Here is a 12,710-nt window from a genome sequence, read left to right on the forward strand (position 1 = left end):
GCAGGCCCGGGAGGCGGTAGCGCTCGCGAGGCGCGACGTTGGCGAGGGCGGGAGCGCTGGGCTGGCGCGAGGACGGGGCGCGACGACGTTCACCGTGCTGGATATGGACTCGCAGGTGGTCCTTTCCCAGCACGTTGCGGTGGGGAGCGCGGGGCTGCGCGAGCGTGGGCCGGTGCTCCGCCAACCGCCCTGGTCAGCGGATGTTCTGGTCCTCCCGGTACTCGCGCCAGACGTTCTCGAAGAAGTCGTCGGCCTCCGGGATCGGCCGGCGCGGGCGCCACGCGATGTCGACCTCCCCCGCCTCGCTCGCCGACGCCGGGTCCGCCGCGCGGTGCGCCGTCCACGAGACCTCCTGGACGGCGTCGTCGAGGGCGCCGTCGTCCAGGGCGAACCGGAAGAGGTCGGGCAGGTCGAGCTCCCGCGCCGCGTCGGGCCCGTACCCGACGAGCGGCAGCGAGCCGCCCGGGTCGGTGTAGAGGACCGATCCGCGGGAGCGGCCGCCGTTGTCGACGTAGTCGGCCATCGCCGTGAGGTAGACCTGGGCGGTGGTGAGGATGTCCCGCACGAGGAAGGCGCGGTTGACCGCACGGCGCGACCCGGCGTCGGCGACGACGAGGTCCCGGTAGGTGCCGAGCCACTCCTCGACCTGCTCGAGCGCCTCGGCGATCGACCGGCGCGAGCGCACGGGACCGGCCTTGGCGCTCATGAGCTCGCCGGCGGCGCTCAGCAGGTCACCGGTGTTGTCCTCGGCGCCCTGCGCGGCCCGCGCCGTCGCCCGCCCGACCAGCTCGACGGCGTCCCGCAGGGCCGGCTCGGCGGCCGCGACGAATGCCGCCTCGGCCACCGGCTCCGCGCCGCGCTGCGCCGCGATGAACTGCGCCGCCCGGGTCGCGCCGACCTGCCCGCTGTTGAGCGCCGCGCCGCCGGGGCGGTAGACGCCGTGGGCGCCGCCGGCCTCGCCCACGGGGAAGAAGCCCGGCAGGTTCGACTGCCACCAGGCGTCCACGAGCAGCCCGCCGTTGTTGTGCTGGGCGCACACGTCCACCTCGAGCATCTCCCGCTCGAGGTCCACGTACGGGTTCTTGTTGAGGTAGAACTCGTAGGCGGGCAGGTTCATGTGCTTGAGCCGCTCGATCGGCGTCCCGAAGAGCACGCCGGCCTTCTCGAGGTAGGCGTACGCCTCGGGGTCGAGGGCGGAGGGGTCGAACTCCTCGCGCACGGGGTTGCGCCGGAAGTCGAGGTACACGCGCCGGCCGCGCAGCACCGTCTCGCGGTAGACGAGCAGGTCGATGAGCGAGGAGCCGTCGCGGGCCTTGCGCACGTCGAAGGGCCATTGGTAGCCCTTGAGGAAGGTCAGCGTCATGAGCCGGCCGTAGTCCGGGATCGCCTCGGTGAGGAACTCCCGCTCGTCGCCGCCGTCGTCGTCGGTGGAGACGAACCGGGGGACGACCTGCATGTACGTGCCCGAGACGTTCCACCGCGGCTTGGTCGAGGCCAGGCCGAACTGCCACTCGGTGACGCCCTTGCCCCGGACGCCGGCCCGGTAGGCGGCCCCCGACGCGCCCCACTGGCCGTGGGGGAAGACGCGGACGGCGTAGAGGCCGGCCGGCCCGCCCGTGGCGTAGACGACGTTGGTGCAGCGCACGAGCAGGTAGGGGCTGCGCTCGCCGTCGTGGGGGACGTCGGTGCGCAGGAGCAGCAGGCCGGCGACCGCGCCGTCATGGTGCAGGACGTCGACGACGCGGCACTCGGAGTACACGCGGGTGCCGTTCGCCCGCACGCGCTTCTCGAGCTGCTCGACCATGCTCCGCGAGGTGTAGGGGCCCACGGAGGTCGCGCGCTGGCGCGGGTCGTGGTCGGTCTTGTACCCGACGAACTCCCCGTAGCGGTTCTGGGGGAAGGGGACGCCGAGGTCGGCGAGGTGGAGGAAGGCGCGCGCCGAGAGCGCGGCCTCGGCCAGGGCGTTGTCCCCGTCCATCGCGCCGCCCGCGAAGAGGGTCTGGGCCATCTCCCGCACCGAGTCGCCCGTGTCGCCGGAGAGTGTGAGCTTGTAGTACGTCTGCTTGTCCGAGCCCGCGTTGCGGCTGGCGCCCGCCCCGACCTTGTCGGTCACCATGACGACGTCGTCCTGGCCGAACTCGACGAGCCGCTCGGCGGCGCAGTACCCGGCCGAGCCGGTGCCGACGACGACGGTGTTGGCGGTGATGACGGGCACCTCGCGCCCGGCGATGCGCAGGGTCCGGGGCTCGTGGCTGCTCACGGAGTCGCTCCTCGCGGTCACAGGGTGGGGATGTGCATGCCGCCGTCGACGTTGATGACGTCGCCGGTGGAGTAGGGCATCTGGCCGGCGACGAGCTGCGCGACCGCACCGCCGACGTCGGAGGGCCGGCCCCAGCGCGGGATCGGGGCGCCGCCGGCGGCGAAGAAGGCGTCGTACTTGGCCGAGACGCCCGCCGTCATGTCGGTCGCGATGATGCCGGGGCGGATCTCGTAGACGAGGATCCCCTCCGGCGCCAGGCGCGCCGCCCACAACTGGGTCGACATCGCCATCCCCGCCTTGGAGAGGCAGTACTCGCCACGGTTGGTCGAGACGGTGACGGCGGACGTCGAGGAGACGTTGACGATGGTGCCGACCGGCTCGTCGGGCAGTGCCGTGAGCTCCCCGCGCCGCTCGACCATCGTGCGGGCGACGAGCTGGGTGAGGAAGTAGGGGCCGCGCAGGTTGATGTCCATGACGCGGTCGTAGCTCTCCGGGGTCGCGACGAGGAGGTCGTCGCGCACCGCGGGGGCGACGCCGGCGTTGTTGACGAGGACCTCGATGCGTCCCCACCGCTCGAGCGTGGCGTCGACGTAGCGCCGGTGGTCGGCGAGCTCGGCGACGGAGCCGCGGACGTAGATCGCCTCGCCCCGCTCGCGGAGTGAGGCCATGAGATCGGCGGGCTCCTCCCGGGTGGCGAGGATCGCGACGGCGAAGCCCTCGTCCATGAGCCGGGTGGTGATGCCCAGTCCGATGCCGCGGTTGCCCCCGGTCACCATCGCTACCTTCGGCACGTCTCGTCCTCTCCGTCGAGTGCGGGCGCGCGCGCCGCCCGGTCATCATGGCGCAGGGCGGGCGCATGGGGCAAGCGCTTTCCCCGCGACGGGTCCGCTCGGGTCCGGACCCAGCTGGTCGCGCGCCGGTCGGCGGGGCGCGGGGTGGCTCTCGACCACCGCCACGCCGGCCGCCGGACAAAAGCGTCCGCCGCCCCCGGGCCGCCCCGGCGTTGCGGTGACGCCCGCCCCGCCCCCGCCGGGAGCCTCGCCGGCGAGCGTGCCGAGCGCGACATCCTGCGGCTCCCAGGTCACAACGTGATGTCGATCACGAATCGGCCTTGCGCCGCGGGCACCCCAGGCCCTACTGTCCGGAAAGCGCTTTCGAGCGCGCCTGAGACCAATGGAGGAGGACGGGATGTCGACGAAGACGTTGGCCCGATGGGGTGGGATGACCGCAGTCGCGGCCCTGGCACTGGGAGCATGCAGCTCCGGTGGCGGCGGCGGCACGGAGACCGGCGGAGGCGGCGAGGACGACCCGATCCGCATCGGCGTCTCCCTGCCCCTGACGGGTGACTTCGCCGAGCCCGGCAAGGGCGTCGAGCGCGGCTACGAGGCGTGGGCGGAGCAGGTCAACAGCAACGGCGGTCTGCTCGGGCGCCAGGTCGAGCTCGTCATCCTCGACGACGCCTCCGACGCCGGCCGCGTGGTCTCCGACTACGAGGCCCTCATCGCCCAGGAGGAGGTCGACCTGCTCTTCGGTCCCTTCTCCACCCGCCTCGTCGTCCCGGCCTCCCGCGTGGCCTCGGAGTACGGGATGCTCTTCGTCGAGCCGGCCGCCGCGGCCGCCGAGGTCTTCGAGAACGGCTTCGAGAACATCTTCTACGCGGCGCCCGCCATCGCGCCCGACCACTACAACCACCTCGCCGAGTACATCCTCGCCCTGCCCGAGGACCAGCGCCCGCAGACCATGGCGGTCGCGGCGATGGACGACCCGTTCGCCCAGGGCACCGCCTACGGCCTGCGGGACAAGCTCGCCGAGGGCGGCGTGGACGTGGTCGTCGACGAGGTCTACCCGCCGAACGCCACCGACATGAGCGCGATCGCCGCGCAGATCGTCGACGCCGACCCCGACCTGGTCGTCGGCGGCACGCAGTACCAGGACGCGGTCAACCTCATCCTCGCGCTCCAGCAGCTCAACTACCAGCCGCGGATGGCGGCCTTCTCCACCGCCCCGACCAACCCCGAGTTCCTCGAGGCCATCGGCGGGGCCGTGGACGGGATCCTCTCGCCGACCGGCTACTCGCTGGCTGCGGAGTGGCCCTCCAACGCCGAGTTCATCGAGGTGCACAACGAGCTGCACGGCATCGACCCGGGCGAGGACGAGGCCAACGGCTACACCACCGGCCAGGTGGTCCAGGCCGCCGTCGAGGCCGTGGGCTGCGCCGAGCAGGGCGAGTGCCAGCAGGAGCTCATCGACTGGCTCCACGAGAACACCGTGGAGACCGTCGTCGGGCCGCTGGCCTGGGACGAGGCGGGCCGCCCCAACGGCGCGCACATGATCCTGCAGTACGTCGGCGAGGAGATCCAGATCGTGCTGCCGGGCGACACCGCGCAGGCCGAGCTCGTCTACCCCAAGCCGGAGTGGTGACAGACCTGTGGTCTCCGGAGCCCTGCTCTTCCAGAGCCTGATCCTCGGCATCCTGCTGGGCGGCCTGTACGCCCTGCTGGCCGCCGGCCTCACCCTCTACTTCGGCATCATGCGGGTCGTCATGCTCGCGCACTCCGCCTTCATCATCCTGTCGGCGTACCTGGCATGGCGCTTCGCGACGCTGACCGGCCTCGACCCGCTGCTCTCGCTGGTCGTCACCGTGCCGCTGTTCTTCCTCATCGGGTTCGCCATCCAGCGCTGGCTGCTGTCCCGGCTGCGGCCGGCGACGATGACGATGATGTCGGTGCTCCTCACCATCGCCATCGCCCTCATCATCGAGGGCCTGCTCGGCATGGCGTTCACCGGCACCCAGCGGCGCATCAACCTGCCCTACGGCTCGAGCAGCGTCAATCTCTTCGGCGCCGCCATCCCCGTCGTCCAGATCGTCTCCTTCGCCCTGGCGGCGCTCAGCCTGGCCGCGCTGTACCTCCTCCTCAAGAAGACGCGGTTCGGGCGGGCCCTGCGCGCAACGATCCAGCACAAGGAGGCGGCGCAGCTCGTCGGCATCGACACCGCCAAGGTGTCCGGGTACGGGTTCGGCCTCGGGCTGGCCACCGCCGCCGTCGGCGGTGCGGCCCTGTCCCTCCAGGCGACGATCTACCCCTCGCTGCACTGGCACTGGATCGGCCCGCTGATGGCGATCATCGTCGTCGGGGGGCTGGGCAGCATCCCCGGTGCGGCGCTGGCCGCCCTCCTTCTCGGGATCATGCGCGTCATGCTCGAGATCCCCATGGGGCCGACGTGGGCCCAGACCATCTTCTACCTCGCCCTGTTCCTGACCCTCATGGTCCGGCCCCAGGGGTTCTTCGGAGGTCGTCTTGCCCAGCGCTTCTAGCCCCGTCACGCTCGCCCCCACCACGCGCAGCCCCGCTGCCGGCGGCGGCTCGCCCAGCCGGCTGCGGCCGGTGGTCACCATTGCCGTCGTCATCGCGGTCCTCGCCTTCTGGCCGAGCATCGCTCCGAACCCGTACATGCTCAGCGCCGGGGTGGTCGTCCTCAACTACGCCGTGTTCGCCACCGCGTGGAACATCATGGGCGGCTTCACGGGGTACATCTCCCTCGGTCACGCGGCCTTCTTCGGCCTCGGCGCCTACGGCACGGCGCTGCTCGTCATCCACACGGAGATCCCGCCGTTCCTCGCGCTCGCGCTGGCGGCGGTCGCCACCGCGGTCATCGCCATCCCCGTGGGCTTCGCTGCCCTGCGGGTGCGGGGGGCGTCCTTCGTCATCGTGACGATCGCGCTCGTCCTCGTCCTCCAGCTCGTCTTCCAGAGCGCCCGCAGCGTCACCGGCGGCTCCAACGGGCTCGTCGTCCCGCGGCCCTTCCCGGACCTGCTGCGCCCCGAGCACCACCGGCTGTTCTTCTTCCTCTTCCTCGGGCTGCTCGCGCTTGTGCTCCTCGCCTGGCTGGTCATCGACTACTCGCGGTTCGGGGCCGGGCTCAAGGCCGTGCGCGAGGACGAGGACAAGGCCGAGTCGCTCGGCGTTCCCACCGGTCGCCTCAAGCTCGTCGCCTTCATCCTCTCGGCGTTCTTCGTCGCGGTGGCCGGCGGGATGTACGGCCTCTGGTTCGGCGACCTCGACCCGATCTTCCAGTTCGACGTCGTGCTCGGTTCGAACATCGTGCTCATGGCGCTCCTCGGGGGCGTCCGCTACCTGTTCGGCCCGCTCGTCGGCGCGATCGTCGTCGGCGTCGCGCTGGAGTACTTCGTCCTCAACTACGGCGAGACCCAGTTCCACCTCGTCGCCACCGGCCTGCTCCTCGCCGTCGTCGTCCTCTTCCTGCCTGACGGCGTGCTCACTGGCGTGCACCAGCTGCTGCAGCGGTTCCGGCCGCAGGCGACGTCGATCCGCGAGCTCTCCGCCGAGGACCTGCGCGCCCAGCAGGACGAGCGCGCCACGGCGGACGCGACGACCGGAGCGGACCCCGCGACCGGAAAGGAAGGCTCATGAGCACCACCCACGGCACGACGCGGACCGTCCTCGCCACTCAGGGCCTCACCAAGGCGTTCGGCGGCGTTCGCGCCGTCGACGACGCCACCGTGGAGTTCCTCGAGGGCAAGGTCAACGGGCTGATCGGGCCCAACGGCTCCGGCAAGACCACCTTCTTCAACTGCGTCACCGGCATGATCAAGCCCGACGCCGGCACGGTGCTCCTCCAGGACCGGGACATCACCCGGTGGTCGCCCCACCGGATCGCCCGCGCGGGCATCGGGCGCAGCTTCCAGCTGTGCCGCGTCTTCCCGCGGATGACCGTCCTGGAGAACATGCTCGTGGCGGTCCAGCCGCACGGGCTGCGCGAGTACCTCGGAGGCACCCGCAGCCCCGCCACCGTGGCCAAGGCGCGCCAGATGCTCGCGCGGGTGGGCATCGACCACCTCGAGAGCGCCGAGGCCCGGGACATCTCCTACGGCCAGCAGAAGCTCCTCGAGCTCGGGTCGACGCTCATGTCCGACCCGCCGATCGTCATGCTCGACGAGCCCGCCGGCGGGGTGAACCCCTCGCTCATCGAGCGGATCGCCGTGCTCGTCCGCGAGCTCAACGACGAGGGCAAGACGTTCATCATCGTCGAGCACAACATGGAGCTCATCATGAAGCTGTGCGACCACATCGTCGTGTTCGACCGGGGCCGGCCCATCGCCACCGGCACGCCCGACGTCATCCAGTCCGACCCGCGAGTCCTGGAGGCCTACCTTGGCGTCTGACGTCGTCCTCGAGCTCACCGACATCGAGGCCGGGTACGGCAAGGCCGCGCTCGTCCTGCGGGGCCTGTCCGTCCAGGTGCGCCGCGGCGAGGTGGTCTGCCTCGTCGGGCCCAACGGCGCCGGCAAGTCCACGGTGCTCAAGGTGGCCAGCGGCCTCCTCAAGCCCCGGTCCGGGTCCATCACCCTCAACGGCACGGACGTCACCGGCCGGTCCCCGCAGGAGCTCCTGCGCGCCGGGCTGTCCCACGTCCTCCAGGGCCACAGCGTCTTCCGCGAGATGACCGTCGAGGAGAACGTCATGCTCGGCGGCTACTCGGTGGCCGACCAGTCCTCGCTGCGCGAGCGCTGCGACTTCGTCAAGAGCGTCTTCCCGGTCGTCGCCGAGCGCTGGACCTCGACCGCCGGGCTGCTGTCCGGCGGCCAGCAGAAGCAGGTGGAGTTCGCCCGCGCGCTCATCGTCCGCCCGGACGTCGTGCTCCTCGACGAGCCGTCGATGGGCCTGGACCCCAAGCGCACGACGACGGTCTTCGAGCAGGTGGCCCGCATGCGGGACGCCGGGGTGGCGGTGCTGCTCGTCGAGCAGAACGCCCGCCGCGCGCTGGAGATGGCCGACATCGGGTGCGTGCTCGACCTCGGCCGGGTGTTCGCCACGGGGCCGGCGGCGGAGCTGCTCGCCGACCCCAAGCTCAGCGACCTCTACCTCGGTGGGCGGCCGGCGACGGCATGAGCCGGCGCCGGGCCCCGGCAAGGGGCCCGGCGCGAGGCGAGCGTCAGCGCGTACGTGGCGGCCGGTGTGGATGCCGCCAGGCCGGGAGTCGGTCCTCCGCGGATGCCGCCGTCAGGCCGAGGGCAGCGCGCCGCGCAGGGCGTCGGCGAGCGCCTCGCCGTCGGGCCCGCTGACCACCGTGACGGCGTGCTCGCGCTGCGCCTGGCGGCTGGTCGCCGGCTCCTCCGGGGCGTTCGGCGTGCCGTGGGCGAGAACCTGCTCGGCTGCGGTGAGCTCACGGATGGCGATGGCCGCGACGTGGTCCGGGTGCTCCCTGGCCAGCTCCCCGTAGATCAGCGGGTCGTGCTGGCCGTCGTCGCCGACGAGCAGCCACTGGATGTCGGGGAACTCGATGACGAGGCGCCGCAGCGCGGTGCGCTTGTGCTCCTGCCCGCTGCGGAACCACCCGGTGTTCGTCGGTCCCCAGTCGGTCATGAGCATGGGGCCGAGGGGGAAGTCGTGCCGGCGCATGAACTTCGTCAGGGTGGGGACGACGTTCCAGGCCCCCGTCGAGAGGTAGAAGATCGGCGCCCCGGGGTGGTCCGCGAGGACGTCGCGGTAGAGCGCGGCCATGCCGGGGACCGGCTTGCGGGCGTTGCTGTGCCGGACGAAGGTGTTCCACGCCGCGATGAACGGGCGCGGGAGATAGGTGACCATCACGGTGTCGTCGATGTCGGAGACCAGCCCGAACCGGACGTCGGCGGCGACGACGAGCACCCGCGCGGACACCGGCTCCGCGGCCTTGGCCTCGATGGTGATGTCGTGCCAGCCGGGCGGGAGGCCGTGGCCGGGCACGAGGAGGTCGATGTAACCCCCGCGGTCGGTGCGGGTGTGGAACTCCCGCTCACCGGCGCGGACCACGACGGGCAGGTGCGCCACCTGCGCGGTCATGAAGGACCGCCACCCGCGCTGCGCCTCCTCGGCCTCGTCGAGCTCGCGTGAGGACGCCGAGACGTCCGCGGACGTGCTGGTCTCCCCGGGCCGGGCGAGCAGGACGCGCCCGAGCACCCGGAGCGAGTCGGGGGAGCCGTACCCGGTGAAGCTCACCGTGCGCGGCGCCCACCCGCGGCGTCGGAGGAAGGGGACGAGGCGCCGGTTGAGGGCGTCCTCGAGCGCGGCACCGGACTGCGAGAGCACCATGCGTCAGCGGGCGGGCGGCGGGTTGCCGAGGTCGCGGCGCTCCACGTACTCGGTGTGGCTCGTCTTGCGGCGCTGGTTCTGCATGACGAGCGCGATGATGATCGCGAGGACGCCGACGGCCATGCAGATGTACCCGATGGTGTTGAGGTTGAAGACCTCCCACGCGTCCGGCTCCAGGCCGAAGGCGAGGATCGCCCCGACCACGATGAGGAAGATTCCTCCACCGACACCCATGTGACGCTCCCTTGCTCTGGCACCCGCGAACGCGGGGCGGATGCCGCCAGTCTGGCGGTGGAGCTGATCATCCGCACGCCGAGACACGCGTCCGCGTCGTTCCTGCGCCGCGCCCCTACGCCGCGCCCGGTGGTTCCGCGGCGCTCGGCACGCGCACCTCCTCGGCGCGCGTCCGGGCGCGCAGGGCGGGGCCTCCCGCCAGCGAGGCGAGGACGGCGGCCGCGCCGGCGACGGCGACGGCGGTGAACCCGCCGCGGGAGCCGTACGCGTCGATCGCCGTCCCGGCACCGGTCGATCCCACCGAGACCCCGATGCCCATGGCAGCGGTCAGCCACGTGAGCCCCTCGGTGAGCCGCTGCGGCGGGACGACCGCCTGGACGAGGGCGTTGCCCGTGATGATCGTCGGGGCGATGGCGAGCCCGGCGACGAACCCCGCGACGGCGAGCACCGGCAGGGAACCGACGAGGAAGAAGGTGGAGACGCCCGCGGCGAGCACGCAGGTCCCGACGGTGAACCGTGCCCAGAGCGGGCTCCGCCAGTGCCGGGCACCGTAGGCCAGGCCCGCGGCGAGCGAGCCGAGCGCGAACACCGCGAGCACGAACCCCGCGGCGCCCTTGGAGCCCTCTTCCTCCGCGAAGGCGACGACGGCGACGTCGATGCCCCCGAAGATCGCGCCGACGGCGGCGAAGACGCCCGCGACAGCGACCATCGAACCGGAGAGGATGGTGCCCGTGCGCACGCCCGGCTCGCGCGGCGCCGGCGGCGGTTCGGTCGCGCGCTGGGCGAGGAACCAGTACCCGCCGACGAAGGCGGCGAGGATCGGCACGACGAGCGCGGACCACGGCGCGACGGCCGTCGCGAGCGTCGTCGCGAGCACCGGCCCGACGATGAAGGCGACCTCGTCGAGCGCCGACTCGAGGGAGTAGGCGGTGTGCAGGTCGCGCGGCGTGCCGAGCAGGGCGCCCCAGCGGGCGCGGACCAGGGCGCCCATCGAGCCGATCGACGAGGCCGCGACGGCGGCGGCCAGGTAGAGCGCCCACTCGGGCGCGCCGGCGACGGCCGCGAGCACGAGGGCCGTCAGGCCCGTGCAGGCGACGGCGAGGGCCGGTCGCATGACGGCCGCCTGCCCGCGTCGGTCGATGAGCTTGGCCAGCTGCGGCGCGCAGATGGCCTGGACGACGACGAAGACGGCGGAGACCCGCCCCGCCATGCCGTACGAGCCGTAGAGCTCGGAGACCATGAGGACGATGCCGATGCCCACCATGGAGATGGGAAGGCGGGCCACCAGCCCGGCGGCGGAGAAGCTCAGCGCACCCGGGCGAGCGAGGATCTCTCGGTAGGGCCGGAACACGGGGACCAGTCTCGCACCGCGCGTCCGCGCCGGTCGACGGCAATACGCCGCCGACCGGCGGGCGCTCAGTCGCGCAGGGCGGCGTCGACGACGGTGGTTGCCTCCGCCTGCACCCGGGCCAGGTGCTCCGGCCCGGCGAACGACTCGGCGTAGATCTTGTACACGTCCTCGGTGCCCGAGGGACGGGCGGCGAACCAGGCGTTGTCCGTCGTCACCTTGAGCCCGCCGATCGCCGCCCCGTTGCCGGGGGCCTCGACGAGCCGGGCGGTGATGTCGTCGCCCGCGAGCGTCGTGGCGGCGACCTGCTCGGGGCGCAGGGCGGCGAGCCGGGCCTTCTGCTCGCGCGTCGCGGGCGCGTCGACCCGGGCGTAGGCGGAGGTGCCGTAGCGGTCGACGAGCTCGGTGTGGAGCTGGCTCGGGCTGCGTCCCGTCACCGCGAGGATCTCCGAGGCGAGCAGCGCGAGGAGGATCCCGTCCTTGTCCGTGGTCCACACGGTGCCGTCGGTGCGCAGGAACGAGGCACCGGCGGACTCCTCGCCGCCGAAGCCCACGGACCCGTCGAGGAGCCCGGGGACGAAGTACTTGAAGCCCACCGGCACCTCGAGCAGCGGCCGGCCGAGCCCGGCGGCCACGCGGTCGATGAGCGCGGAGGAGACGAGCGTCTTGCCGATCGCCGCGTCCCGAGGCCAGCCGGGCCGGTGCGTGAAGAGGTACTCGATGGCGACGGCGAGGTAGTGGTTGGGGTTCATCAGGCCGCCGTCGGGGGTGACGATGCCGTGCCGGTCGGCGTCGGCGTCGTTGCCGGTGGCGATGTCGTACGGCGCGGGGCCGCCGTCGGCGGGCTGCATAACGGAGAGCAGGGACGCCATCGCCGACGGCGAGGAGCAGTCCATCCGGATCTTGCCGTCCCAGTCCAGCGTCATGAAGGACCAGCGCGGGTCGACCTGCGGGTTGACGACGGTGAGGTCGAGCCCGTACCGCTCGCCGATGATCCCCCAGTACTCCGCCGAGGCCCCGCCCAGCGGGTCTGCGCCGATCCGCACGCCGGCCTGGGCGATGGCGCGCATGTCGAGCACGTTGGCGAGGTCGTCGACGTAGGCGGTGAGGAAGTCGTTCTTGCGGGTGGTCTCCGCGGCGAGCGCGCGCTCGACGGGCACGCGGGGGACGGCGCCCACGCCGGTGCGCAGGATCTCGTTCGCGCGGGCGGCGATCCAGCCCGTGACGTCGGAGCCGGCCGGCCCGCCGTGGGGCGGGTTGTACTTGAACCCGCCGTCGCGCGGGGGGTTGTGCGAGGGCGTGACGACGATGCCGTCCGCCAGGCCGGGACCGGCGATGCGGACGCCGCCGGTGGTGCCGGCGCCGTTGGTGCGCAGGATGGAGTGCGAGACGGCCGGGGTGGGGGTCCACGAGTCGCGGGCGTCGACCCGCAGCTCCACGCCCGCGGCGGCGAGGACCTCGACCGCCGTGCGCCACGCCGGCTCGGAGAGCGCGTGGGTGTCACGGCCCAGGTACAGGGGCCCGTCGATGCCCTGGCTGCGCCGGTACTCGACGATGGCGGCGGTCGTGGCGATGATGTGCGCCTCGTTGAACGCGCCGTCCAGGCTCGAGCCACGGTGGCCGGACGTCCCGAACACCACCTGCTGCGCCGGGTCGTCGACGTCGGGCGTGCGCTGGTAGTAGGCGTCGACGACGGCCACCGGGTCGATGAGGTCCTCGGGCAGGGCACGGGTTCCGGCGCGTTCATGCATGCCGCCGATCTTGCCACCGCGACGGC

11 protein-coding genes are annotated in these 12,710 nt (G+C 72.6%); 5 read left to right on the forward strand and 6 right to left on the reverse strand.

The window, feature by feature from the left end; all coding sequences use genetic code 11:
* Nucleotides 1-193 precede the first annotated feature (193 nt).
* Both EBO36_RS00475 and EBO36_RS00480 read right to left on the reverse strand, forming a co-directional pair.
* Nucleotides 194-2,260 carry an FAD-dependent oxidoreductase gene (locus tag EBO36_RS00475; RefSeq protein WP_122822882.1) on the reverse strand — a complete coding sequence of 689 codons (2,067 nt, stop codon included), beginning with the start codon at nt 2,258-2,260 and terminating at the stop codon, nt 194-196.
* A 17-nt stretch (nt 2,261-2,277) separates the two neighbouring features.
* A complete protein-coding gene (locus EBO36_RS00480; RefSeq protein WP_122822883.1) occupies nt 2,278-3,051 on the reverse strand; it encodes a 3-ketoacyl-ACP reductase in 774 nt (257 codons plus the stop codon).
* A 430-nt stretch (nt 3,052-3,481) separates the two neighbouring features.
* Between EBO36_RS00480 and EBO36_RS00485 the strand changes: the two genes are divergently transcribed.
* The 5 genes from EBO36_RS00485 to EBO36_RS00505 are packed head-to-tail and all read left to right on the forward strand — an operon-like array spanning nt 3,482 to nt 8,172.
* Complete coding sequence (locus EBO36_RS00485) at nt 3,482-4,681, forward strand: amino acid ABC transporter substrate-binding protein (RefSeq protein WP_122822884.1); 1,200 nt, start codon at nt 3,482-3,484, stop codon at nt 4,679-4,681.
* A 7-nt stretch (nt 4,682-4,688) separates the two neighbouring features.
* Nucleotides 4,689-5,576 carry a branched-chain amino acid ABC transporter permease gene (locus EBO36_RS00490; RefSeq protein WP_122822885.1) on the forward strand — a complete coding sequence of 296 codons (888 nt, stop codon included), beginning with the start codon at nt 4,689-4,691 and terminating at the stop codon, nt 5,574-5,576.
* Nucleotides 5,560-6,693 carry a branched-chain amino acid ABC transporter permease gene (locus EBO36_RS00495; protein ID WP_241237097.1) on the forward strand — a complete coding sequence of 378 codons (1,134 nt, stop codon included), beginning with the start codon at nt 5,560-5,562 and terminating at the stop codon, nt 6,691-6,693. The genes EBO36_RS00490 and EBO36_RS00495 overlap by 17 nt, the downstream gene beginning before the upstream one ends.
* On the forward strand, nt 6,690-7,445 hold the full coding sequence (locus EBO36_RS00500) for an ABC transporter ATP-binding protein (protein ID WP_122822886.1): 756 nt from the start codon (nt 6,690-6,692) through the stop codon (nt 7,443-7,445). The genes EBO36_RS00495 and EBO36_RS00500 overlap by 4 nt, the downstream gene beginning before the upstream one ends.
* Nucleotides 7,435-8,172 (forward strand): ABC transporter ATP-binding protein, encoded by a 738-nt coding sequence (locus tag EBO36_RS00505; protein WP_122822887.1) that lies wholly within the window; start codon nt 7,435-7,437, stop codon nt 8,170-8,172. The genes EBO36_RS00500 and EBO36_RS00505 overlap by 11 nt, the downstream gene beginning before the upstream one ends.
* Nucleotides 8,173-8,283: 111 nt before the next feature.
* Here EBO36_RS00505 and EBO36_RS00510 read toward each other — a convergent pair whose 3' ends face one another.
* The 4 genes from EBO36_RS00510 to pgm form a co-directional block, all read right to left on the reverse strand.
* Nucleotides 8,284-9,351: an App1 family protein phosphatidate phosphatase gene (locus EBO36_RS00510; protein WP_122822888.1), complete on the reverse strand. Its 1,068-nt coding sequence runs from the start codon at nt 9,349-9,351 to the stop codon at nt 8,284-8,286.
* Between the two features lie 3 nt (nt 9,352-9,354).
* Entirely contained in the window at nt 9,355-9,585 is a 231-nt protein-coding gene (locus EBO36_RS00515; protein WP_122822889.1) for a DUF6458 family protein, read from the reverse strand.
* 115 nt (nt 9,586-9,700) lie between these two features.
* The gene (locus tag EBO36_RS00520; RefSeq protein WP_164471258.1) at nt 9,701-10,936 is read right to left on the reverse strand and encodes an MFS transporter; all 1,236 of its coding nucleotides are present in this window, start codon (nt 10,934-10,936) and stop codon (nt 9,701-9,703) included.
* A gap of 65 nt (nt 10,937-11,001) precedes the next feature.
* Complete coding sequence (gene pgm, locus EBO36_RS00525; protein WP_122825349.1) at nt 11,002-12,684, reverse strand: phosphoglucomutase (alpha-D-glucose-1,6-bisphosphate-dependent); 1,683 nt, start codon at nt 12,682-12,684, stop codon at nt 11,002-11,004.
* Nucleotides 12,685-12,710 lie beyond the last annotated feature (26 nt).

This window comes from Georgenia faecalis (genome assembly GCF_003710105.1).
Taxonomy (GTDB): domain Bacteria; phylum Actinomycetota; class Actinomycetes; order Actinomycetales; family Actinomycetaceae; genus Georgenia_A; species Georgenia_A faecalis.